20 protein-coding genes are annotated in these 23726 nt (G+C 54.0%); 6 read left to right on the top strand and 14 right to left on the bottom strand.

What is annotated here, in order from left to right; translation table 11 throughout:
- Positions 1–15 precede the first annotated feature (15 nt).
- The 5 genes from hpf to mgtE all read left to right on the top strand — a co-directional run bounded on the left by hpf (position 16) and on the right by mgtE (position 3489).
- Entirely contained in the window at positions 16–303 is a 288-nt protein-coding gene (hpf, locus tag PTW35_RS01710; RefSeq protein WP_039464684.1) for a ribosome hibernation promoting factor, read from the top strand.
- A gap of 3 nt (positions 304–306) precedes the next feature.
- Complete coding sequence (gene ptsN / locus PTW35_RS01705) at positions 307–756, top strand: PTS IIA-like nitrogen regulatory protein PtsN (protein WP_039464687.1); 450 nt, start codon at positions 307–309, stop codon at positions 754–756.
- A gap of 40 nt (positions 757–796) precedes the next feature.
- Positions 797–1648, top strand: a complete 852-nt coding sequence (gene rapZ / locus PTW35_RS01700) for an RNase adapter RapZ (protein WP_281026307.1) — start codon at positions 797–799, stop codon at positions 1646–1648.
- Complete coding sequence (locus PTW35_RS01695) at positions 1645–1920, top strand: HPr family phosphocarrier protein (RefSeq protein ID WP_281026306.1); 276 nt, start codon at positions 1645–1647, stop codon at positions 1918–1920. The genes rapZ and PTW35_RS01695 overlap by 4 nt, the downstream gene beginning before the upstream one ends.
- 210 nt (positions 1921–2130) lie before the next feature.
- Complete coding sequence (mgtE, locus tag PTW35_RS01690; protein ID WP_281026305.1) at positions 2131–3489, top strand: magnesium transporter; 1359 nt, start codon at positions 2131–2133, stop codon at positions 3487–3489.
- 243 nt (positions 3490–3732) lie between these two features.
- Here the strand turns inward: mgtE and pmbA are convergent, their stop codons facing one another.
- Positions 3733–5076 carry a metalloprotease PmbA gene (gene pmbA / locus PTW35_RS01685; RefSeq protein WP_281026304.1) on the bottom strand — a complete coding sequence of 448 codons (1344 nt, stop codon included), beginning with the start codon at positions 5074–5076 and terminating at the stop codon, positions 3733–3735.
- A gap of 170 nt (positions 5077–5246) precedes the next feature.
- On the opposite strand from pmbA, the gene yjgA reads away from it, so the two are divergent.
- Positions 5247–5771, top strand: coding sequence for a ribosome biogenesis factor YjgA (gene yjgA / locus PTW35_RS01680; protein WP_281026303.1), 525 nt, complete (start codon positions 5247–5249; stop codon positions 5769–5771).
- A gap of 44 nt (positions 5772–5815) precedes the next feature.
- Here yjgA and tldD read toward each other — a convergent pair whose 3' ends face one another.
- The 13 genes from tldD to PTW35_RS01615 all read right to left on the bottom strand — a co-directional run bounded on the left by tldD (position 5816) and on the right by PTW35_RS01615 (position 23710).
- Positions 5816–7264 carry a metalloprotease TldD gene (gene tldD / locus PTW35_RS01675; protein WP_281026302.1) on the bottom strand — a complete coding sequence of 483 codons (1449 nt, stop codon included), beginning with the start codon at positions 7262–7264 and terminating at the stop codon, positions 5816–5818.
- A gap of 43 nt (positions 7265–7307) precedes the next feature.
- Positions 7308–8132, bottom strand: coding sequence for a carbon-nitrogen hydrolase family protein (locus tag PTW35_RS01670; protein WP_044624360.1), 825 nt, complete (start codon positions 8130–8132; stop codon positions 7308–7310).
- 63 nt (positions 8133–8195) lie between these two features.
- Positions 8196–12080 carry a YhdP family protein gene (locus tag PTW35_RS01665; protein WP_281026301.1) on the bottom strand — a complete coding sequence of 1295 codons (3885 nt, stop codon included), beginning with the start codon at positions 12078–12080 and terminating at the stop codon, positions 8196–8198.
- Positions 12081–12095: 15 nt separating this feature from the next.
- Complete coding sequence (gene rng / locus PTW35_RS01660; protein WP_039464716.1) at positions 12096–13565, bottom strand: ribonuclease G; 1470 nt, start codon at positions 13563–13565, stop codon at positions 12096–12098.
- An 8-nt stretch (positions 13566–13573) separates the two neighbouring features.
- Entirely contained in the window at positions 13574–14152 is a 579-nt protein-coding gene (locus PTW35_RS01655) for a Maf family protein (protein WP_044624359.1), read from the bottom strand.
- Positions 14153–14260: 108 nt separating this feature from the next.
- The gene (mreD, locus tag PTW35_RS01650) at positions 14261–14749 is read right to left on the bottom strand and encodes a rod shape-determining protein MreD (protein ID WP_039464718.1); all 489 of its coding nucleotides are present in this window, start codon (positions 14747–14749) and stop codon (positions 14261–14263) included.
- On the bottom strand, positions 14739–15599 hold the full coding sequence (gene mreC / locus PTW35_RS01645; protein ID WP_281026300.1) for a rod shape-determining protein MreC: 861 nt from the start codon (positions 15597–15599) through the stop codon (positions 14739–14741). Before mreC ends, mreD begins: the two co-directional genes overlap by 11 nt.
- 40 nt (positions 15600–15639) lie before the next feature.
- Positions 15640–16683 (bottom strand): rod shape-determining protein, encoded by a 1044-nt coding sequence (locus tag PTW35_RS01640; protein ID WP_281026299.1) that lies wholly within the window; start codon positions 16681–16683, stop codon positions 15640–15642.
- 115 nt (positions 16684–16798) lie between these two features.
- Entirely contained in the window at positions 16799–21295 is a 4497-nt protein-coding gene (locus PTW35_RS01635; RefSeq protein ID WP_281026298.1) for a DUF6701 domain-containing protein, read from the bottom strand.
- The gene (locus tag PTW35_RS01630) at positions 21292–21717 is read right to left on the bottom strand and encodes an MshP protein (RefSeq protein ID WP_281026297.1); all 426 of its coding nucleotides are present in this window, start codon (positions 21715–21717) and stop codon (positions 21292–21294) included. The genes PTW35_RS01635 and PTW35_RS01630 overlap by 4 nt, the downstream gene beginning before the upstream one ends.
- A complete protein-coding gene (locus tag PTW35_RS01625) occupies positions 21707–22477 on the bottom strand; it encodes a prepilin-type N-terminal cleavage/methylation domain-containing protein (protein ID WP_281026296.1) in 771 nt (256 codons plus the stop codon). The genes PTW35_RS01630 and PTW35_RS01625 overlap by 11 nt, the downstream gene beginning before the upstream one ends.
- Positions 22477–23202, bottom strand: coding sequence for a prepilin-type N-terminal cleavage/methylation domain-containing protein (locus PTW35_RS01620; RefSeq protein WP_281026295.1), 726 nt, complete (start codon positions 23200–23202; stop codon positions 22477–22479). The genes PTW35_RS01625 and PTW35_RS01620 overlap by 1 nt, the downstream gene beginning before the upstream one ends.
- Entirely contained in the window at positions 23186–23710 is a 525-nt protein-coding gene (locus PTW35_RS01615; protein WP_281026294.1) for a prepilin-type N-terminal cleavage/methylation domain-containing protein, read from the bottom strand. Before PTW35_RS01615 ends, PTW35_RS01620 begins: the two co-directional genes overlap by 17 nt.
- Between the last annotated feature and the right edge of the window lie 16 nt (positions 23711–23726).

Raw genomic sequence — 23726 nt, 5'->3', positions numbered from 1 at the left:
AGAAGGAAGATGTCTATGCAAATCAATCTCACTGGCCACCATGTTGAAATTACCCCATCCATGCGTGAGTACGTGGAGACGAAGTTCAATAAGCTAGAGCGGTTTTTCGATAAAATCAATAATGTCCATGTCATCCTAAACGTTGAGAAACTGCAGCAAGTTGCCGAGGCAACCTTGCACATTAACGCTGGAGAAATCCACGCAAAGGCGGATTCGGAAAATATGTATGCCGCTATTGACGCATTAACTGATAAACTGGTGCGTCAACTTAACAAACACAAAGATAAGCTCAACAGCCACTGAATCATGCAACTGAGTAATGTATTGAGCCTGGACTGCACGAAAAGTGCAGTCCCTTGCTCCAGTAAGAAACGTGCCTTGGAAATCATCAGCGAAGTCGCTGCCAAGCATCTTGACCAAAATCCGCAGCCACTGTTTGAGTGCATGCTCAACCGTGAAAAAATGGGCAGTACCGGGATCGGTAACGGTATCGCTATCCCACACGGTCGAATCAGCAGCAGTGACCACGCTATTGCCGTTTTGATCCAGTGCCAGGACCCTATCCAATTCGATGCCATCGACAACCAACCTGTCGACCTTCTTTTTGCCCTGCTGGTACCCGATGAACAGTGCCAAGAGCACCTCAAAACCCTTTCAAGCATGGCTGAAAAGCTCAGCAACAAACAGGTTTGTAAGCAGCTACGCACCGCAAAAAGTGACGAAGAGCTTTATCAAATACTTACCTGTGATTCATAATGACCCCTATACCATCTATGAATGTTAAGGACTGCCAGCCATGATGCTAATGGTCGTAAGCGGACGCTCGGGCTCAGGTAAATCTATTGCCCTGCGGGTATTAGAGGATCTGGGCTATTACTGTGTTGATAACCTCCCGGTAAACCTACTGCCTCAATTCATCAAGACCCAGCAGGGAAACCAGCAAAACATCGCCGTCAGTATCGATGTGCGTAACATGCCGGAAGATCCCGAGGACATCAGCCACACCCTGGATACCCTCGGTGACGACGTCGATGTCAACGTGATCTACCTTGATGCCGACGACAAGACGCTGGTCAAGCGCTATAGCGAAACCCGCCGCCTGCATCCGCTCTCCCGCCATGGCATGAGCCTTGAGCAAGCGATTCTGTCAGAGAGCACCCAGCTTTCCAGCCTCAAGGCACGGGCAGATCTGGTCATAGATACCACCACCAAGTCGATCCACGACCTGAGTGAAACCGTGCGCTCGCGGGTACTCGGCCGCGATTCGCGCGAGCTGATCATGGTGTTCGAATCATTCGGCTTCAAGCACGGCCTGCCGAACGATGCTGACTATGTGTTTGATGTCCGATTCCTACCCAATCCACACTGGATTCCGGAACTCAAGCCATTGACCGGCTTAGATCAGGAAGTCAAAGACTACCTCGCGGGCCATGCCGAGGTCAGCCAGCTGATCTACCAAATTCGCAACTTCATCGAAACCTGGCTACCAATGCTGGAGAAGAACAACCGCAGCTACCTGACCGTGGCCATTGGCTGCACCGGCGGCCAGCACCGCTCGGTCTACATTACCCAGCAGTTGGCCGAGTACTTCCGCTACGAAGGGCATCAAGTCCAGGTGAGACACCGCACGCTGGAAAGCAAATCATGACCGTGTTCTCTCGTGAGCTATTTATCAAAAACCGCCTGGGCCTGCATGCCCGGGCAGCAATCAAACTGGTTGAGCTGGCACAAAGTTTCGAGTCCGTCATCACCATCAGCAACGGTGAAAAAAGCGCCACCGCTGACAGTGTCATGGGCCTGTTGATGCTTGAATCGGCCCAGGGCCAACAGGTGCAGGTCTGTGCAGACGGTGACGACGCTGAGCAAGCCATCAATGCGGTCAGCGACCTGATCGAAGCCGGCTTTGACGAAGAAAACTAACCCCTGAAGCGGCTCTCCCCCTGCCCGTACGGCTGCGGGCAGATAAATCCCGCAATAATTCATCATTCCTCTCACATCTGGTGAGACAACACCCCAGCGATTGCGTTAAAATTCAATTTATTGCGCTGTTATACCATCCCGTCATCCACCACGAATATTCCGGATACGCTGAGGTATTTCGCATCTGAGTCATTTGGGGTACTGCAAACAATGGCCGATGTCATCGATCAAGATCAAACTCATCAAACGCTGCAAGAAGTCAACCAGGCGCTTGAAAACGGCATGTTTGTCCATGTCCGCCGTATGCTCCAGGATATGGAGCCGGAAGATATTGCCCACCTACTAGAGGCCTCTCCACCCAAAGAGCGTCAGGTGCTGTGGCAACTGACCGATCCCGAAGAGCAAGGCGAGATCCTTGACGAGCTGTCGGAAGACGTCAAAGACGGCATTGTGGCCCAGATGGCACCGGATAAACTGGCAGCAGTTACCGAGGGCATGGAAACCGATGATGTCGCTTACGTCCTGCGTAGCCTGCCAGATAGCAAGTACCAGGAAGTTCTGGCCCAGATGGATGCCACCGACCGGCACCGGGTCGAAAAGGCACTGGCCTATCCGGAGGAAACCGCCGGTGGGATCATGAGCACCGACTTCATCACCATCCGCGGTGATGTGACTGCCGATGTGGTGCTACGCTACCTGCGCATGAAGGGTGAGCTGCCGGAAGCCACTGATGCCTTGTACGTAGTCGATCAGAACGAAATGCTGATCGGCCACCTGTCGCTCGCCACCCTGATCACCACCCAACCGGATACCGAAATCCATGATGTGATGGACGATGCCGACGAAGCAATCCCGGTCGATATGGATGACGGCGAAGTGGCCAACCTGTTCGAACGCCGCAACTGGCTGTCAGCGCCAGTCGTCGATGCCGACAACCAGCTCGTCGGCCGTATCACCATCGATGACGTGGTTGATATCATCCGTGAAGAGGCCGAGCACTCGATGATGAGTATGGCCGGTATGGATGACGACGAGGACACCTTTGCACCGGTGGTCAAATCGGCCAAGCGGCGCAGTATCTGGCTCGGCGTCAACGTGCTGGCAGCACTGGCGGCCGCATCGGTCTCCAACCTGTTCGAAGACACGCTTGAGCAAATGGCGGCCATTGCCATCCTGATGACCATCGTTCCCTCGATGGGCGGTGTTGCCGGTAACCAAACTGTCGCCCTAGTGATCCGCGGTTTGGCCGTGGGCCATATCGGGGACACCAACACCCGTTGGCTATTAAGCAAGGAAGCCCGCGTCGGCCTACTCAACGGTATCCTCTGGGCTGCCATCATTGGTGGTGTGGTCGTACTATGGAAAGGCAACCTGCTGCTCGGCGCCATTATCGCCGGTGCCATGCTGACCAACCTACTGGTTGCCGGTATTGCCGGGGTGTGTATTCCAATCATGCTCAAGAAAATGGATATCGACCCGGCACTGGCGGGCGGGATGGCCCTGACCACCATCACCGATATCGTCGGCCTGTCGGTCTTCCTCGGCTTAGCGACCCTCTTTCTTGTCTAAACAGTTTCTGTAGCGGTTAAGTCCAAAAGACACACATAAAAAAGCGAGAGCAGCAATGCTCTCGCTTTTTTGTTTTTGGGTCCTGGGTCCTGGGTCCTGGGTCCTGGGTCCTGGGTCCTGGGTCCTGGGTCCTGGGTCCTTCAAAAAGTAGACACTAATACACTTCTATTCAAAGCTTTGGATTTTGCTTTTCCCAGGTTCTAGGGCCTGCTCTTCCTAGGATCTGGAGAATAGGGTTACGCCCTATTCACCTGCTATCTTCATACTATCAAGCAGCATCGAGCCGGTCTGGATCTGACTACGGGTCTCGGTATCGGTGCCGATAGCCACGATGTTCTGCATCATATCCTTGAGGTTACCGGCAATAGTGATCTCGCTGACCGGGTACTGGATTTGGCCGTTCTCGACCCAGAAACCGGCCGCGCCGCGGGAATAGTCCCCGGTGACGATGTTGACGCCCTGTCCCATCAACTCGGTCACCAACAGGCCACGGTCCATCTTCTTAAGCATCTGCTCAAAGCTCTCGCCGGTCGAGTTAACCAGCCAGTTGTGGATCCCTCCGGCATGGCCGGTTGGCTGGCGGCCCAACTTGCGGGCAGCGTAGCTGGTCATCAAGTAAGTTTGCAGTCGGCCGTCCTGGATGATCTCCAAGTCTCTAGTGGCCAAACCTTCGCTGTCGAATGGCGTACTGGCCATGCCGCGCAGGATATGGGGGCGCTCGCTGATGTTGAGCCATTCAGGGAAAATTTGCTCACCCAGCTTATCAAGCAAGAAAGACGACTTGCGGTACAGGTTCGAGCCACTGATCCCCATCACCAAATGACCGAACATGCCGGTGGCAATATCAGCTGCGAACATCACCGGGGCTTCGCGGGTTGATAGCTTTTGCGGATCAACCCGGCAGGCAGTACGCTCTGCCGCATGCTGGCCGACCGTTTCCGGCGTCCACAAATCACAGACTCGGCGGGCAGTGGTATAGCTGTAATCCCGCTCCATCTCGCCATTCTTGCCTTCGGCGATTACACAGCAACTGGTGCTGTGGCGACTCGAGGCGTAGCTGGCCAACATACCGTGGCTGTTGCCGTAAACGCGGATACCGTAGTGACTATCGTAGCTGGCACCATCGCTCTGCTTGATCCTAGGGTCAAACTCCAGTGCCGCCTGCTCGGCACGGGCAGCGATCTCGGCAGCGTGGTCCGGCTCCGGCTCATCCGGATGGAACAGATCCAAATCAGGGATGTCCTTGGCCATCAGCTCTGCTGGGCCAGGGCCGGCAAACGGATCTTCGGAAGTATAACGGGCGATATCCAGTGCCGCAGCAACCGTTTGGGCAATAGCCTGCTCGCTCAAATCGGAAGTCGACGCGCTCCCTTTTCGCTGGCCACGGTATACAGTGATCCCAAGGGCTCCGTCGCTGTTGAACTCAACGTTCTCGACTTCGCACATCCGGGTCGATACGCTGATCCCTGTAGTTTTATTGATGGCAACTTCCGCTGCATCCGCTTGCTTGCCAGCCACTTCAAGTGCCTTTGCCACAGCGGCCTCTAATTCCACACGCTGCTGGGCAACCTGTTCTCTCACGTCCATACTTATCGTCTCGAAAATGGCCCTTCCCCCCAGATCTGCCTGGCAGCTTGAAAGGTAAGCCAATGAAATTGGTATTACTCTTAGGATAACACTGCCTAGGTGGATTTTGCGCCCCAAATCACGATTAAACTGGTAAAATAAAACTCAAATGCAATTGTCATGAGCCTGTTATGAGCCGTAAAAATCAAAAAGCCCCATGGGAACCCGAAGAAGAAATCATCTGGGTAAGTAAATCCGAGATGAAACGCGACATGGAAGCCCTGCAAAAGCTAGGTGAGCAGCTTGTTGACCTAAAACCCAATGCTCTTGCAAAGATACCTCTCGATGAAGAGATGCTGGAGGCGATCAAAGACGCCCAGCGCTTTAGCAAAGAAGCGCGCCGCCGCCAACTGCAACGCATCGGTAAACTAATGCGTCAGGTAGAAGTTGAGCCGATCCAGGCTGCGTTGGATAAGCTGAACAACAAGCACAACCAAGCGACCGCCGAGCTGAAGAAGCTGGAACAAAAGCGTGATAAGTTGATTGAAAATGGCGATAGCATGATTAATGCCATCTTGGTTGATCACCCAGACGCCGACCGCCAGCACCTGCGCCAGCTGGTACGCCAAGCCAACAAGGAAAAGGCCCAGAACAAGCCACCCAAAGCCTACCGCGAGATTTTCCAGTACCTCAAAGAATTGTACCTGGAAGACTAAGGGGCAGAATTGATTAAAAAAGCCAGCTTGCGCTGGCTTTTCTTTTACTGGGTGCCGCCGACGGTCATCGACTCGACTTTCAAGGTTGGCTGGCCAACACCGACCGGGACACTCTGGCCGGCTTTACCGCACACACCGACACCTCGGTCGATATCCAGATCGTTACCGACCATCGACACCTGCTGCATCGCCTCGATACCACTACCGATCAGGGTCGCCCCCTTAATTGGACGGGTGATCTTACCGTTTTCGATCAGGTAAGCTTCGGATGCCGAGAACACAAACTTACCGGAAGTAATATCTACCTGGCCACCACCAAAGTTCGGCGCATAGACACCTTGCTTCACACTGGCAATGATCTCTTCCGGCGAATGCTCACCCGGCAGCATGTAGGTATTGGTCATCCGCGGCATCGGCAAGTGAGCGTAGGACTCACGGCGCCCGTTACCCGTTGGGGCCACACCCATCAAGCGCGCATTGAGCTTATCCTGCATATAGCCCTTGAGCTTGCCGCCCTCGACCAGCACGTTGTACTGGCCCGGAGTCCCTTCATCATCGATGTTGAGCGAGCCTCGGCGGTCTTTCAGGGTACCGTCATCGACGATGGTACACAGGCTAGAGGTCACTTGCTGCCCCAACTGGCCCGAGAACATCGACGAGCCCTTGCGGTTGAAGTCGCCTTCCAAGCCATGGCCTACCGCTTCGTGAAGCAATACGCCCGGCCAGCCGGCACCCAGCACGACCGGCATGGCACCCGCCGGCGCCTCATCGGCATCGATATTGATCAGCGCCTGACGAATTGCCTCGTCGGCATAATTCAGAGCCACCGACTTACCATTGCCTTCCTCGGTCTGGAAATATTCGTAGCCGTAGCGGCCACCACCACCGGCACTGCCATGCTCACGCTTGTCACCTTTTTCGATCAACACGCTGATAGAAAGGCGAACCAGCGGGCGGATATCCGCCGCATAGGTACCGTCCAGAGCGGCAACCAGCACCTGCTCATAGACACCGTTGATGCTCACCGATACTTCTTTAACCAGCGGCTCTTTGGTGCGGATATAGCGGTCGATTTCCTCTAGCAGAGCGATCTTCTGGTACTTGTCGAAGCTGTCCAGCGGGTTAACCGGTGCATAGATCCCTTGAGCCGTAACAGGGACAAAAGCCTTAACCTGGCCATTACCACCGCTTCGGGTAATACCGCGAGCTGCCTTGGCAGATTGCTGCAAAGCAAGCTGATTGATTTGATCAGAATAAGCGAAGCCTGTCTTCTCGCCAGACACCGCCCTGACACCAACACCACGGTCAATGTTAAAAGAGCCATCCTTAATGATGCTGTCTTCAAGCACCAGAGACTCATGCCAGCATGACTGGAAATAGATGTCGGCATAATCCACATCGCGTGCCGCCACTAGCCCCAGTACCTGATTTAGCTCTTCACGTCCTAACCCTGACTGGGCCAGCATTGTGTTTTCTACAGTTTCCAGCGTCATTTAATTTGCTCTTATATTCATTGCCAGCCGGCCCCTCTGCCGGTCAGCCTTCACGTTGCTGAACACTAAATCTTGCGTGATCAACAAGTGGCATGTTTGTTCTGATCGCCTTGCTCAAATCAAGGTCGACATCGGCCACCATCACCCCGGTGCCCTGTTGCTGGCAAGCAACAACCTGCCCCCAGGGATCGACAATCATCGAATGGCCCCAGGTCTCCCGCTGCTCATTGTGCTCTCCCCACTGTGCGGCAGCAACCATCCAACACTGGGTTTCCACCGCGCGGGCACGCAGCAGCAACTCCCAGTGCGCCTTACCGGTCACTTTGGTAAAAGCAGCAGGAACCACAATAATGTCTGCACCCTGCTCACGCAACGCAGCATAAAGTTGCGGGAACCTGACATCATAGCAGATAGATAAACCAATGTTGCCAAATGGCGTGGAGATCACCTTGGTTTCGCGGCCGGCGCGGAAAGTGTCAGATTCACGATAGCTGTGATGGGCATCGTCGATTTCCACATCAAACATATGCAGCTTATCGTAATGGCCCTGAAGCTGGCCCTGATCATCGAACAGCAAGGCGGTAGTGGTAATCGCTCCATCAAGCTGACGGATAGGCATCGAGCCAATCAATACCCAGATCCCCAATTGCCGGGCCAAAGCAGCCACCTCGGCCTGCATCGGGCCCTCACCCAGCGGCTCAGCATGGGCAAGGTAATCCTCGCGGGAGCCAAATACCAGGCAGTTTTCCGGTGTGACAACCAGTTTGGCCCCCTGCAGCTGCAGCCCCTTAAGTTTCAGCTTCAGGTGTTTGAGGTTGGTTTGAGGATCCGCGCCCGAAGTCATTTGTACAATACCGAATTTAGCCATCTGCATTCTCCCTTTGCTGCCGCTATCAAGCTACCTGTCTCGGTAGCTTGGCGGGTATTGTTGTTATTTTGCTTCCTTATCTTTGCCTTTTAGCATCTCTGAAACATTGTACTCGCCAGTAAAGCGCGACTGCTCGGTCACCACCGGCGCGTCAATCGGCCCTTTCACCACATAGTTAACTTGGGTAAAGACATCCAGAACCGGTGAGAGTGCTGTTGAGATAGCAAAGACATAAATAGCGGTTTGAGGTGCCACCGCAAACGCGGTAAGCACTGGAATTCCTGATGTAAAATCAGGAATGAATCTCACCCTCGCATCCACTGTCTCATTGACAAGATTAGCACTTCCGCGAATAAACATGTCACCCGCAAGTGCCTGCATCTTAATATTGTCGGTCTCAAACTGGCCATTTTCAATTCGCCCGCTCCCCCGGATATAGTTGAAAGCCAGGCCCTCGTCGAAAATCCCCGAGAAGTCGAGCTGCATCCGGCGGATCAGCGAATCAATGCTGAACAAGCCCAGCAGGCGACCGGCACCACCGATATCACTGATGATCCCCTGCCCGGTTTCCGACTTCAGCTCGCCGGTTAAGGTTTCACGGTGCATGGACCAAGGCGCACCTTGCCACTGAATAGAAGCGTAGGTGCTGAATTTTGCCCCCTGGATCCCGCCAGTAATCCCAAAGCGCCCCATCAGATCCGAACTGTTCTGGCCATCAATATCAAATGCAATCTGGGTCTCGCTGCGATCGCCATCAAGGCTCCAGTGGCCATCAAGATTGAGCGACGTGGCCCCAGAGTCGACCGTGAAGTTTCTCAGCTCCAGCATATTGCCCTCACGGCGCAGCTTGCCGGACACCTCACCGAGACTGTAGCCCTGCAACCAAGCATCGTGCAGCACCAGATCGATTTCCGGCATATTTGCCATCATACTACGATCAAAATCGGTCGCCGCCGGCACATCGCGCTGGGGCCGGTACTTTTCCTTCGGCTCGGCACCGCCAACTTGCGGCAAGTTCAAGTGGAAACTATCGATAGTCAAATCCAACGGTAGCCCTTCCGGCCAACGCGCTTGGCCTTTTGCCTCCCGGCTGTCGAGATGAAAACGCCAGATATCGGCCAGCCGATCGGCCGAAAAGTCGACCCGATTCCAGTCCAATGACGCCAATTTCAGCTGGCGAACCTTGGCTTCAATCCGTGTGGGAACAGGAATATCCGGTTTGACAGACACACCGCCAGCTGCCGCCTCGGCTTCGACCTTGTCATGTACCGCCGAAATCAGCTCAACCCAGCGGTCGCCATCGACCTGGTCGGCCACAATATCCAAGCCATGCTCACCATGTTTGAGCGGCAGTAAGGCGGTGGGACCAATCGCCATTTGGCTAGCATCGATTTTGAGCTTTTCCTCTGCCAGATTAATCTTGGCTTGATACGCCACCCCAGGCAGGGACGCCTTACCGACCAGAGCTTGCCCGTTGCCGGTGACATCCAGCTTGAACACCTCCGGGCTACCGGCAGCCAGAGCTAGCGGATAAGGCAGCGTGCTCACAGCCTGGGCCAGGGCCGCCTCAATACCAACTTGATATTCAAAGCCGGTATCATTGAGATCAACCCCGACAGTACCCTGCCAACGGCTTCGGCCCGTTACGTCAGCCAGCAATGGGTCCTGCACCTGCTGCTGCAAGGTCTCGACCTGCCAGTCACCATCAAGCGCGACATCGACCCGGTAGCCATCGGCCACACTGTTGCCGGTAAAGCCCACATTCACCGGTTGCGCCAATAGCTTCGCCGTGATTTGCTCCGCCGAGACCTTATCATCATCGAAACTGATAATTCCGCTAGCCCCTTCAAGGAAGAGCGGCGGCGCATCCAAGCGTACCTGGTTGTCCGTCAACTCGGCGCTGCCCCACGCCCTAACATCACTGCCATCAAAAGGAATATCGAGCTTGAACCGAGAGGTCACCGGGCCACCGACCTGCACCGTCGTCAGCGCCGCCCCCACCGAGTCCACCAGCGGGGTCGCCAGCATGTAGTCCCGTACCTGCTCGCCATCCGCCGCCACATCGACCGTCAATTTCAGGTGCCCGTCTCCGCTCAGCTCGGCATCGCCAGTCACTCTAGAGGCCGTCGCCCCCATAGTCTTGGCATGCGTGGCATCGAGGTACATAAAGTCATTTTCAAACAACAGATCAAGCTTGAGATCAGTCAGCTCAGGCCAGGCGGTATCGAAACTGAATTTACCATTGCGCAATGGTACAAATGCCTGGAATACCCCGTCATGGTTGCCATAGGGGAAATCGGCCAGCTCGCCGTACCACAGCAACTGGGCCGATTTGGCCTGACCACCGCGGATCGCCGCCGACAAGTAGTCGGTCAAACTGCGGCCCAGCGCCAAAGTCGGCAGGTAGCGCCAGGTTTCGCCGGCATTATTCAGGCTGGCTTCACCATAGAATGACAGCCAAGACGGGGCATCGGCCGGGAAGTCCAGCCGGAACTGGCCGTCCACCTTGAGGTGTGGCGTCGCCACATCAATTTTGTCGCTCCACAAACGCCAGCCATCATCCCCAACCTGCCAGTAAGCGGTCACATCCGCAGCTTTGATTTTGAGCGGTGCCTGGAAGACTTCGCCGTACGGCAGTTCATCATCTTGCAGGTTCACTATGGCACGGCCACCCTGGGTGTCACCGGCCACAACCGCATCCAGTTTGTGGATCCCCGGCAGCAATTCCCACTGCTTCAGGCCAAGCTGGCTAACACGGAAAGAAAACTGCGGCGCATTGCCCGCGCTGCTAGCCACACGGATATCGCTGATCTGGCCAGAAGGCTGCAACGTCGATAATACATCCACCAGCTCACTGTCATCGGGTAAGAAAGTGACAAACGGCTGCAGGTTCTCGAGAGAAAGGTTACTCGCAGCCAGGATCCAGTCATCAGGCAGCCAGCGAGCTGCGATATCAAAGGCTGGCCAAGGAGTACCATCGGTCTCCAATACCATCTGATCACTGTCGATACGCCAGCCCGGCTCGCCGTTCTCATTTTCCAGCGGCTGCAGCTTCACCAAGCCCTGCCTCACCCGGAACTGGTGCTTGTCTTCGCCGAGCTGCCAGCGCAAGAAGCTATCATCAAACTTAGCCAGGCTCTGCTGTAGGGCACCGTTCGACAGGGTCAGCCAGATCTCGGCATTGAGGTTACTGCCGCTAATATTGGCATCGGTCAGGTGCTGCTTGTTAAGCCATGGCGTTACCGACAGATTGCGCGCCTGCAGGTAGATGTCACCGGACATCTTGGCCCATGACTGGTTATCGGAAAGGTTAGCAATCACTTGCATTTGGCTGAAATGGGTATCGGCAATACTGACAATCCCTTCCGCCCGGCGCTGACGGTTATGGGTATCCCACTTCAGCTCCTTGATGTCGACCGTCAGCTTCTCATCGGCCGGTGACATCAGAGTAATATCGGAATTGCGGACCGAAAACTGGCCCAGCTGGACAAACAGCAACTCCTCAATCCGCTCGATGGTCGCCATTTGGCTGCGCTCGGAGCTGGCGCTATCGTCGCTCCCGCTGCCCGATAGACGGGTGAGATCCAGGCTCAGCTCATCAATGCGGATATCCTGGAAGACCGGGCGGAGACTCAGTACCGAACCCAGCATATCGAGCTGCATCGAGACATCGCCCACCTTGACCAGCGACTCGGGAGCCCCCGGCAGGTTAACCTTCACCCCTTGCAGCACCAATGATGGGCCAAAGTTGCGCCAGTGCCCCTCAACCAAGTCAACCTCGAGATCCATATCAATCTGCGCCGAGGCCCATTGGCGGATAGGTTCACGGTAATCATTGAGCTGGGGAAGATAAAATCGCAGACCGCTAATCGCAACAGCGGCCAGTACCAACACTGTCAGTACCAGCCACATCAATCCACGTGCCAGCCGAACTGGAACTGTTGTCACTCTGTATTGCTCCGCTTACATCATCACGACGTCAAACTGTTCTTGAACGTACAGCGGCTCCGCTTTGATTTTCACCTGCTTGCCAATGAACACTTCCAGCTCGGCAAGGGCATGGTACTCATCGCCGGCGAGGGCTTCGGCCACAGCCGGAGACACATAGACGACAAACCGATCGGCATCGTAGGCACGGTTGACCCGGGTAATTTCACGCAGAATTTCATAGCAGACACTTTCCACCGTTTTCACGGTGCCGCGCCCTTCACAGGTCGGACAGGTGTCACACAAGACGTGCTCGATACTCTCGCGGGTACGCTTACGGGTCATTTCGACCAGGCCCAGCTGGGTGAAGCCGTTAATATTGGTCTTAACCCTATCGTAGGACAAGGCCTGCTCCAACGCCATCAATACCCGGCGACGGTGATCGTCGTGGGCCATATCGATAAAGTCGATAATGATGATCCCGCCTAGGTTGCGCAGGCGAAGCTGGCGGGCAATGGCCTTGGTAGCTTCGATATTGGTATTGAAGATCGTCTCTTCAAGGTTACGGCGACCGACAAAGGCACCAGTGTTGATATCGACCGTGGTCATCGCTTCGGTTTGGTCGATGATCAGGTAACCGCCTGATTTCAGTTCTACCTTGCGGTCCAGCGAGCGCTGGATTTCATTTTCGGTATCGAACAAATCAAAAATCGGCTGCTCGCCGGCATAGTAATCCAGCTTATCGCTCAGTTCAGGTACAAACTCATCGGTAAACTCCTTGAGCTTCTCGTAGCCCAAACGGGAGTCAACCTGGATACAGTCAAGTTCGGTACCGACAAAGTCACGCAAGATACGCTGCGCCAGGCCAAGCTCACCGTAGAGCATGGATTTCGGCTTGTATTTAGCGCGACGTTCGAGCACTTTGCGCCACAAATGCTTGAGGAATGCGGCATCCTGCGCCATTTCTTCATCCGTTGCCCCTTCGGCGGCGGTACGGATAATGAAGCCGCCCAGATCGTCGCAGTACTCGTTAACGACGGCTTTCAGGCGCTCACGCTCCTCTTCGCTTTCGATACGCTGCGAAACGCCGACATGGCTCGCCCCCGGCATAAATACCAAGTAGCGGGATGGCAAGGTGACATCAGTGGTCAGGCGTGCGCCCTTGGTACCCAATGGGTCTTTGACCACCTGCACCACCAGATCCTGGCCCTGGCGGACCAGTTCTGAAATGTCACGAACCTGAAACTGCTGTTTTTCGTTTTCCGCCACACACTCGGTATGCGGAACAATATCCGACGCGTGCAGGAATGCGGCTTTTTCAAGGCCGATATCGACAAAGGCCGCCTGCATCCCCGGCAGGACGCGGCTGACGCGCCCCTTGTAAATATTGCCGACAATCCCCCGCTTGGATTCACGTTCGATATGAACTTCCTGCAAGGTCCCGGACTCGATCATGGCGACTCGCGTTTCACTCGGGGTTACGTTAATTAGCAGCTCAGTGCTCATGGTTGCCTCTAAATTGATAAATCTAAAAAGTCTTGAACCATGATGTCGGTTTCCACCAAAGGTAACCCCACCACAGCATAATAACTGCCATCGATACGCTCGACGAACTTGCCGCCAATCCCCTGAATGCCGTAGCTCCCTGCTTTGTCCTGCGGCTCACCACTGTGCCAGTAGTCTTCGATTTCTTTATCTGACAGCGTCTTGAACCACACGTCGGTCACCACCAGACGTGTTTCCCGGCGCGCTTCGCTGGCCACGGTCACTGCCGTCATCACCTGATGGCGCGTGCCGGAAAGCAGGCGCAGCATCTGCTGGGCATCGTCAAAATCCTTGGGCTTTTCCAAGATACGATCACCCGCCACCACGATGGTGTCGGCCCCCAGTACGGGTGCCTTGCCGCCGACCTCCGCGACTCCGGCCAAAGCCTTGTCCACCGACAGGCGCTGGACATAGTCGGCGGGCGTTTCACCGGCCTGGTGCTGCTCTTCAACATCCACCACGACCCGCTCAAACTGGTAGCCAAGCTGGGTCAGAAGTTCTTTACGGCGCGGAGAGCCAGAGGCCAAATACAGTTGCGGTGTCGACATGATATCATTCATTTGGTTTTGTGTGATAAATCAATGTGATCCATTCGAAGCACGTTCGATGTGTTTGGTTACACCCTAGCACTGAACGGATCCCATTGGGAAACTAATTTAACGAATTGAGAGCTTGCGACGCATCCGTCGCAACAGCAGGAATAACCATGGCCATAACAAGAAGTTAAGTAGCACGGCCCACAACCTCTCCGGATCAAAAGTGATCACCGAAACCAGGTATTCGGCCCAGAACTCAACCAGCTTACCGCCCAATGTCAGCAGCCCCACCAGCAGAGCCTGCTGCCATAATGATAGATTACGCAGCACCTGGAAGTTCAGCGCAACAATATAGCAAAGCACTGCCATCATCAGCCCCCTGACCCCAAGGGTCGAGCCGAGCATCAGATCCCACAGCAAACCGAGGATCAATGCCGTCCCGACGTTCACCCGGTGCGGCAAGGCCAAGACCCAGTAAAACGCGACCAAGACAACCCATGACGGGCGGAATGGTTCCAGCTCCCCCGGCCAAGGGGCAGCCTGCAGGATCAGCGCAATCAGAAACGACAGCCAAATCCAAATTCGGCCGTTAGCGCGACTATTTGCCACTATTGAACTCTCCCTCAGTCAAGGTTTCACGCGGGGTCGGCCATACCAGCAGCAGGTAGCGCAGACGGTCGAACTGTACCGTCGGCCTTGCTTTGATTTGAGCAAACGGGCGCTTGTTATCAAACGAGAACTCCGTGACGTTGGCCACCGGATAGCCCTCCGGATAACGGCCACCCAACCCCGAACTCACCAGCAAGTCGCCCACTTCGATATCGGTACTGCTTGGCACATGCTCCAGCTGAATTTGGTCAATCTGGCCACTGCCCGAGGCAATCACCCGGATATCATTGCGCACAACCTGCACCGGGATCGCATGGGACGGGTCAATCAGCAGCAGCACCCGGCTGTTGTGAGCCCCTACGTACGAGACCTGACCGACAATCCCCTTTTCGTTGATCACCGGCTGGCCCTCATAGACACCGTCTACCCGCCCCTTGTCGATCATCACCTGATGGCTGTACGGATCGGAGTCGACCGCCATTACCTCGGCAATCAGCTTCTTTTCATCACGGACAAACGGCGAGCCCAGCAGCTCACGCAGGCGCTGGTTTTCCTGTTTCAGCTGCTCGAGCAGCAAGACATCACTCTGCTGAACCAGCAGATCACGTTGCAAGGCTTTGTTTTCTGCCAGCAGACGCCGGTGCGAGCTGAACTGTCCGGAGACACCGCCGAGCAAATCACGCGGCAGGTTAGCCGCATATTGCAACGGGGAGATGGCCGAATTGAGCAGGTAACGGACGTTGGCAAAGGCGTCAAGACGACTGTCGGCCAGCATAAGGCCAACCGACAGTAAAATGGCAAGAAACAGGCGCAGTTGCAGGGAGGGGCCCCTGCCAAAGATAGGTTTCATGTAACACTATAACCTGTTTGTCGATATGCCCAGGCGGGCATTATTCTTCGCTGAATAGATCGCCACCGTGCATGTCGATCATTTCCAGGGCCTTGCCGCCGCCACGGGCAACACAAGTCAACGGCTCGTCGGCCACAACCACTGGAATACCGGTTTCTTCGGTCAGTAGGCGGTCTAGGTCACGCAGTAGCGCACCACCACCGGTCAGTACCATACCGCGCTCGGAGATATCCGATGCCAGCTCTGGCGGACACTGCTCAAGAGCCACCATTACCGCCGATACGATACCTGTCAGCGGCTCTTGCAGCGCTTCTAGGATTTCGTTGGAGTTCAGGGTAAAGCTGCGAGGCACACCTTCAGCAAGGTTACGGCCGCGAACTTCAATCTCACGAACTTCATCGCCCGGGTAAGCCGAGCCGATTTCGTGCTTGATGCGCTCTGCGGTCGCTTCACCGATCAAGCTGCCGTAGTTACGGCGCACGTAGTTGATGATAGCTTCGTCGAAGCGGTCACCACCGATACGGACAGACGATGAGTACACCACGCCGTTCAGCGAGATAACCGCTACTTCTGTGGTACCACCACCGATATCGATCACCATCGAGCCGGTTGCTTCAGAAACTGGCATGCCCGCACCGATCGCCGCCGCCATTGGCTCGTCGATCAAGTACACCTCGCGTGCACCGGCCCCCTGGGCAGATTCACGGATAGCTCGGCGCTCAACCTGAGTAGAGCCACAAGGAACCGCAACTAGAACTCGTGGGCTTGGACGCAGCAGGCTATTGTCATGTACCTGCTTGATAAAATGCTGCAGCATTTTCTCAGTAACATAAAAGTCCGCGATAACACCGTCTTTCATCGGACGGATTGCCGCGATATTACCCGGAGTACGGCCCAGCATCTGCTTGGCGTCGTGACCGACAGCGGCCACACTCTTGGTTGCTCCGGCACGATCCTGGCGGATCGCTACTACTGATGGTTCATCCAGTACGATGCCCTGTCCTTTGACGTAAATAAGGGTATTGGCTGTACCCAAGTCAATAGACAGGTCATTAGAAAACATGCCACGAAGTTTTTTAAACATAGTCTTCGGCTAATCCTGCAAGCTCACAAATTCGTTAAATTGCGCTAAATGTATCAAGGGGTGCGGATCGAGACAAGGCAAGGATTGTCAAACCTGCCACAGATCGGCATTTTATTTAATCGAGCATTGTATTAATGCCCTTTTCGCCGCGATAAAGTACCCGATCGTTGCCGCGATAGGCACCAAAGGTCACTGTCGAGTGCGGACTCTCGTCGCCTTTACCGCGCCAATCGAAGGTCAACCACGGCTGATAGCTGCTGCCATTCGCTGACGATCCAGCCTCACAGCGGATCTCAGGCTCATTATCTATCGCTTTTGGCTTATCGCTAACCACTTTCTGCCAGAAACGCACCTGCTCACGATAAATCACAGCATTACCGTCGTCATCCTTCACGTCGGTTGGCACCGCAACAAACTCGCCGGAGCGAGTCTCCCCTGATTGTACATTTCCTGATCCCTGAGTGTACGAGGTGCTTGTCACGTCAGTGTCAGACTGGGAAAGAATTTGTTTGCACAACAGCTTTCCATCGAAAGCGGCACGACTGTCTTGTTTGTTGGTAACAAAGTCCACACCATCCCAGTACTCAACTCGAAGCGGGATAGACAGTTCACTATCAAAACGGCCGGCGACATCGTCCAGCACCATGCGGCCATAGCGAGTATTGAAAGAAGCAAACTCCATCACTCCCCTCGAATCGGCATCGCGACATCCATCCGGCACCAAATCACAAGGAAACAGCACCCTGTCCACATCGATTGCCGGGTAGCCGATACGCTCAGCCATCCCCACACTCAACGCTTCACGCATAATCCCCAGGGCAACATCATAAGGGCCATCCGGCTCGGTGGTTAGCGCCTTATCTTGTGAAGCGGCACTTTTGACCTCACGCTTAAAGGCCAAGTCAAACCAATTAACTGTGGTGTAAGCCCCCTCCCAACTCTTCTGCCAAGCGTTAGGCAAACCGCCCCAGTCAATGCGCCCACCCAAGTCATTGACTAACCCCGGTTCGACCGCTGTATCTATTGCCGCGATCTCCAAGCCAACTTGCTTGGTCGGCGCAAAATAACCGTAGTTATTGGTTGGGTCCCCTTTTTCATTTTGAGCCTCAACCTTGAAGCGGGCTGGCATTGGCTGGTTCATGTAGACAAACGACTGACCATATGGGTATTGCTTGCTACTCTCTGCCGATACGATGGCGAATCGATACGGATAAAAACGGCCTACCGGGCGGTAGCCCACATTCATTGCCATCCCCAGGTACTCGCCTTGGGTCGATGCCCGTAGCTCAATACTGCCTACCTCATCCCATTTGGCAGTAAAATCGCTATTTTTTATCGCTTCGTTACTTAACGGGGCACTGGTCAGGGTACCGCTGACGGCCCCCGCCTCGGTCGGTGAGTGCGGCTTGATGCCTTCTCCAGACGGAATGGAGAGCGCAACCGTTGCTTGCGGGGCATCACTGGCGTAGAAACCGGGCGTGACCGCCCGGCTACACATATTGCTGCTATCGACCATTGAGGTTGCATTGCCATTGCTATCAATATTCTCAGCATCACCGGCAAGCCAAATGACAGGTTTTGCCTTAACATTGAACGTCTCGCCAGCAGAAACAAATGCGTCACGACTATATGCCGTGCCGTTTGCCGACTCGATTAAATGCTCACCCGCATTGCACGAAGCAAAGGTATACGGTCGCGACCAGACTGATTGTGTCCCCTCGAGGCGGGTCCAGTTGCCGATATTCGATCGGGTCAACATCCTGCTTTGCGGCAGAATCTCGCAGCCCTGCTCCAAGGTGCAGTTAGGATCATGGACAGTCAGCGCAGTCTTGCCCGCATCAAAATAACGCAGCTGGGCATCGGCAACGCCCCTATCAAACGTCAGCTCCACCTCCTGTTGCTGCCATTGAGTGTGCTCCGGCGCTTTAAGTTGCAGCAGATGGCTGTTGGTACTTGTCATCCCCTGGCTTGGCGAGATATAGGTCGTAGCGAATTTCAATGTACGCTTGCCGTGATAGCCGACCGCCACATCGCTATTGCTATCATCGCGGCACGATTTTGCCTTAATCGTAATACTGGCAGGTTTACCGGCCACGACGGGGATACGGCCACCATTAATGTCAAACCGGAAAGGCACGAAGCTTAGCGATGAAAAGGCCGGATCGGCATCGTCATCGACAATCACACCAGTCACCTCAACTTTGCCGACAAAATCACTCTTCATCCATAGTTTGACCTTACCTGCAACAGGAGTTGCGATATAAGGCAAGCTGGCATCCGTTCCCGCGCCGGTACCATTGCTGTTGCTAAACCACTGTGCCTGGCCCGAACGGCTCAAGTTGGTTGTGATTCTTAACTGGCCATCAAAGTCGGTTGCAATCCCGCCACTGTCCATGACAGTAAACTCGACCTCCTGAAGATCACAGGTAAGAGATAGGTCAGTAGTTGGTGTCACTATCAGCGTATAATTTGGCGAGCCACCACCGCATTGCAGCTCAGTGCGACCACGAACACTATTTCTCCAACCCGATATCGCTACACTGTGAGAAGCGATACCTCCGGCGACTTCATTATCACTACCTGCAATATCAAAACCGATGCTTTGAACGAGGTTACCATCAGCCCCGACATAATTAACGCCTTCAATATAGAAGTAAGCATAAATCAGTGAGTTATTAACCCCACCATTGAGGTAAATCGCCGAGTTATTACCATGGCCGATAAAGAGTAAGTTCTCGCTGGTTCCACCGACTCCTGCCGGTGCATTGATATAGATATCCCCGCTGGAAAATCGCATTGTTTTATAATGGACAATCGCTTTACCATTAACCTCCAAGCGTGCCCCGGCTCCCAGAAAGTCAATATTTTCGAACCAGTATTCACCTTCATTCAGCGTAAGGATAGCCCCCGAACCAATGCTTACGTTCTGGTAATTATTGTCACGGAATAGTTCACAGTTCGCCGTACAATTTAATGAACCAGAAACAACCTCAAACGGCTCGAGTTGAGGCGGGTAGTTATCAAACACTTTTTGTGGGTCTGCTTTACATAGCGCGGCACTGCCATCGGGATTTATACAGCTTTCGCCGCCTTGGTATGCAAGATAAGCAAACCAATTTTTCTTGTTTCCATCCAACTGCGGAGATTTAAGATAGACATTACTGCCGGTTCCCGGGGTAATATTCAGCGAACCATGGGGCACCCCAGCCGGATAAGCGTTAGATACCAACTCTTGTGGCACATACTTACAAATATCAAGCTCAATATCCTGCTGTGGAAGCTCAAAAGCAAAGAAGCCAATATCTTCCGCGGTGCGATGCTTGCGGCTATCCAAAGTGTCTTCATCAAAAACAAAGCTGAAGTCAGTTGGTGTTAGCTCGCAACGGCGGATCCAACCACCATCACCGCCATTTCGCGTCTGCTTCATACCCACAACACCCGGCTGCCCGATGTACTGATTAGCAAAAGGGATCCGTAAGTTCTGGCAAGACTGCGCGAGGGTTCCGGCCTGGCTTAAATTATGTTTAAGACCAAACTCAAACTTCATGCCGGAGCTTGTCACTCCCGTCCCTTCACTACTTGCTAAAAAAGCAACCCGTCGTTTATTCGATGGCTCGTCGGTGCCACGTCCCAGCTCCAGAGCCAAATCCAAATCTTGTCTGGTAACACCTTTAATTGCCGACGTTGAAAAAATATCATCTCGGTTTAGCGCTTGCTGCTGGGTCAAAACCACAGGATTAAAGATAGTCGTCCCGCCCCAGTCGGAAAATTTTATCCCTCGCTCCCAACCCCGCCCATTGCCAGAAGCCGCCTGGTACTCAGTCGTATCAACATAGCCGGCAATCACTTCCTTGCCATAAAAATTAGCTCGGCCAGGCTCCATGATTAAATAACTAATCCGGCTCATTTGTTCGGCAGGCCCCATACCAGCGGGAGAGATCTGCTCGATCACCACTTTTCCTTGCAACAAATCGACCGATTTCACGGCCATTGTTGCCGGGGGATCATTATCTGGCGAACCCTGCTCGATGGTCGGCATCAAAAACACCAATGGTTTAATGGTGTATTCACTAGCATTGTTAATTGGAATTTCACATTCACTGGATGTGCAATTTTGCACACCAAACTGGAACTTGGCATCTAGGCTATACTCTGGCTCAACATCAGGAACCTGTGCATCACAGTCAAGTTCCATCTGGATAGAGGAGACCGTAATAGCCCCTTGTTTTAAAAAGTAAATCTCCTTACTTTCTTCTTTTCGCCAGCCATTGATACCATCATTTACATAATATGTAAGCAGGCCATAACCATGGCTATCAGGAGCAAAGTCCAAAACGACATCATACGTACCCGATGTCTCCATATAGTGATCGATAATCTTGTTATAACTACTAAAAGAGCGGTTATTGGTCCAAATATATTGCAGCTCTTTCTCTTTATTACCATGGCTATGGGTAGATTTTACATACGAAAAACCGGTCTGTTGCGAGAAAGGGTTATCGATATGAAAGCCAATGGTAAATCCGTGATTTGTATTTTCCGGACATGACATCGCCGCCAGCGTATTTAGCGAATAAAACAAAGTGACCAATATAAAAATAATGTTTTTCATTGTTTTAAATCCTTCGCCCACACTTCTTGGGTACGGGTCGTTGTAAACTGCCCAGTGCCGCAGGTTGCGGTACTTTCTAGTTGGTATTTCTTCGCTGGCTTGCCGTTGTCTTTGTAGGCATAGCTTTTACAGACAACCTGCAATGCCTGGCACGAGAACAGCTCGGCTTCCTGGTTGAAATTGTAAGTTTGGTCACAGGCCAGGGGCTCCGATGCCTTCCTCCCGAGCGGAAACAGTTTACTCAATACGATTTCGTTGCCGGAATGGGCGGCGTACCAGGCACGGGTCGAGAACACTTCACGGGCCGTGGTATCCTGCCCGGACCAGTCAATACGGATCATGGCGGCGGCAAAAGCTCCCATCACGGTAATAATAAACAGCGATACCACCAACGCGCTGCCGCGCTGCCTGCTATAGAACATTGATCACCTGCACTGTGTGTTCGTAGCGAAAGTGCTCACCCGTCCGGCCATCTTGAAAAGCCAAATTAATATGCACCATACTATTGTTTTCCAAGCCCTTGCCATTGACGGCCACATCAAACCCCGAGACCTGCTCGGCAATAACCACACTGGAATTACCAGACTTTCGCCTCAGCACATTGGCCTCCAGGCAGAACGATACCGGCTGGCCGTATACATAAGCCCGATTCGCAGGCGAGCGATTCTCAAGCGGAGCCGAGACATTGACCAATACCGTCCCACTTCCTGCCGCTCCGGCATCAACACTGCGGATTTTATAAGGTTGCAGGGCATACTCTGCAGCATTCCCGAGTCCAACCGCCAACGCTAACTGGTCACCGCTCTCGACCGCCTGCCACTCAGACTCCGAGCCAATAGTAGGCACTAACTCAACATTTGTGGTCCGCGTATTGCCAAGGGTAAAACCGGCCAGGTGAATCGGATAAAAACTTACGCAGCGCCCTGTCGGTGCCACACTGAACTGAGAGCTGGTCACCAGGCTGTTGGGGGCCGCATGGCGAATTTCGCGGGTCATTTTCTCCAAGGCAAAACGGGCCTGAGACTGAACCCGGTCACGGCTAACGGTGCTGACATAGCCCTCCGCCCCCAGCTGCAGATAGCTGCCGATAGCCAACGAAATAATGCCGAGGATCACCAAGGCAATGATCATCTCCATCAACGAGAAGCCTTGGCTCATCTTCATTGCGGTGCGCTTAACCATCAGTAATTACTCCGGTAGGCGACAAAATCGTACTTACCGTAGCGGCCGGTATCGACTTCGACCACAACACGCTTGTGCTGATGGGGAAAAGGCGTCTCCTCCGGATACGCCGTGTCGAAGCGAGAGTCGTAACTCACTGCAACGCTGACCGTCATATTGTTATAAGTGCCGCTCTCTGCCACCTGATCACCCACGAGGTTCTCTATCGCCCCGCGCCATGGCAACCGGTTGTGGTTATAGCGCTCATGGCAAAGAGACAAGTCCCCCCAGCAGCCATGGAAATCATCGACATCATTGGCAATCGCCACCACCAGGCCTTTTCCGGCTGGCAGCGAGCTGCCGGGAAGCACATAGTCGAAGTACTCGCTCTCCTTGTCTATCGGCCATACGCCACTCTCGTTGGGCTCACTGCAGGTATAGGTTTTCCCCTCATGGGTTTCGCCGCAGCGCACTTGGCTATCGCCAAACGGGTCAGAATATTCATCGAACTGGCGCGAGAGGATTTCATTGAGAAAGGCATTGCCGATCGCCGCCGCGCGTGTCTGGTAATACGGCGTGGCCGAACGCTCGACCTGCGGGAACAGGAAACTGGTCAGGGTCACCATGGCAATCCCCAGGATCACTATGGTGATAACCCCTTCAATCAGGGTAAAACCGCTCTGGTTACCAAGTGTTAGGAGCGTATGGGAAGTGCGAGGACGGCTAATCTTAGAGCGTGCAGTCATTGATATACCCCTCGCTGTTGATACACAGGCTCGCCTGCTCGCCATTGCGTGACGTCATCGTCACCCGGCAGCTCGACGCGGTGCAGATACGCTGCAGTTGCTGGTTGTTGACCACCGACGGACGCCCGAGCATATCGAAATAAATCGCGGCAGAGGGCTGATGGTTGGCACCATCGAAATAGATGAAATTGACCCTGTCGTTCTCGGCCGTCAACTTGCGGGTCGAGTGGCTATTGCTGGCACACTCCTGGCTACCAAATTCGGCCGGGTTAACCACCAGGGCCAGACAGGTATTCGGCGTTGTTGGGTCGACGGGGCTGTTCATCCCCACCAGTTGGATCTGGCGGGCAATGGCAATGGCTTGGTCGCGGGCCAGCACCGCATCGAAGCCGCTGCGGCCGAACAGACGCGAGGCCGCCGTCACGCTGATAATCCCAATCAGCACGATGACAATGATGAGTTCGATAAGCGTAAAACCGGCGCTTTTTCGGTAATCGTGTCGGGGCATCAATCACCCGGAAGGT

The organism is Photobacterium sp. DA100, assembly GCF_029223585.1.
Classification (GTDB): Bacteria; Pseudomonadota; Gammaproteobacteria; order Enterobacterales; family Vibrionaceae; genus Photobacterium.
Note: the sequence above shows the minus strand (reverse complement) of the source record. Positions and strands in the feature narration are given on the sequence as shown.

Bases quoted from the DNA above. Each gene is read 5' to 3' on its own strand.
- hpf (WP_039464684.1), top strand. From the start codon at position 16: ATGCAAATCAATCTCACTGGCCACCATGTTGAAATTACCCCATCCATG.
- mgtE (WP_281026305.1), top strand. From the start codon at position 2,131: ATGGCCGATGTCATCGATCAAGATCAAACTCATCAAACGCTGCAAGAA.
- PTW35_RS01630 (WP_281026297.1), bottom strand. From the start codon at position 21,717: ATGTTCTATAGCAGGCAGCGCGGCAGCGCGTTGGTGGTATCGCTGTTT.
- rng (WP_039464716.1), bottom strand. From the start codon at position 13,565: ATGAGCACTGAGCTGCTAATTAACGTAACCCCGAGTGAAACGCGAGTC.
- PTW35_RS01625 (WP_281026296.1), bottom strand. From the start codon at position 22,477: ATGGTTAAGCGCACCGCAATGAAGATGAGCCAAGGCTTCTCGTTGATG.
- ptsN (WP_039464687.1), top strand. From the start codon at position 307: ATGCAACTGAGTAATGTATTGAGCCTGGACTGCACGAAAAGTGCAGTC.
- PTW35_RS01615 (WP_281026294.1), bottom strand. From the start codon at position 23,710: ATGCCCCGACACGATTACCGAAAAAGCGCCGGTTTTACGCTTATCGAA.
- PTW35_RS01670 (WP_044624360.1), bottom strand. From the start codon at position 8,132: ATGGCTAAATTCGGTATTGTACAAATGACTTCGGGCGCGGATCCTCAA.
- rapZ (WP_281026307.1), top strand. From the start codon at position 797: ATGATGCTAATGGTCGTAAGCGGACGCTCGGGCTCAGGTAAATCTATT.
- mreC (WP_281026300.1), bottom strand. From the start codon at position 15,599: ATGAAACCTATCTTTGGCAGGGGCCCCTCCCTGCAACTGCGCCTGTTT.
- PTW35_RS01620 (WP_281026295.1), bottom strand. From the start codon at position 23,202: ATGACTGCACGCTCTAAGATTAGCCGTCCTCGCACTTCCCATACGCTC.
- tldD (WP_281026302.1), bottom strand. From the start codon at position 7,264: ATGACGCTGGAAACTGTAGAAAACACAATGCTGGCCCAGTCAGGGTTA.
- PTW35_RS01695 (WP_281026306.1), top strand. From the start codon at position 1,645: ATGACCGTGTTCTCTCGTGAGCTATTTATCAAAAACCGCCTGGGCCTG.
- PTW35_RS01655 (WP_044624359.1), bottom strand. From the start codon at position 14,152: ATGTCGACACCGCAACTGTATTTGGCCTCTGGCTCTCCGCGCCGTAAA.
- PTW35_RS01635 (WP_281026298.1), bottom strand. From the start codon at position 21,295: ATGAAAAACATTATTTTTATATTGGTCACTTTGTTTTATTCGCTAAAT.
- pmbA (WP_281026304.1), bottom strand. From the start codon at position 5,076: ATGGACGTGAGAGAACAGGTTGCCCAGCAGCGTGTGGAATTAGAGGCC.
- PTW35_RS01640 (WP_281026299.1), bottom strand. From the start codon at position 16,683: ATGTTTAAAAAACTTCGTGGCATGTTTTCTAATGACCTGTCTATTGAC.
- yjgA (WP_281026303.1), top strand. From the start codon at position 5,247: ATGAGCCGTAAAAATCAAAAAGCCCCATGGGAACCCGAAGAAGAAATC.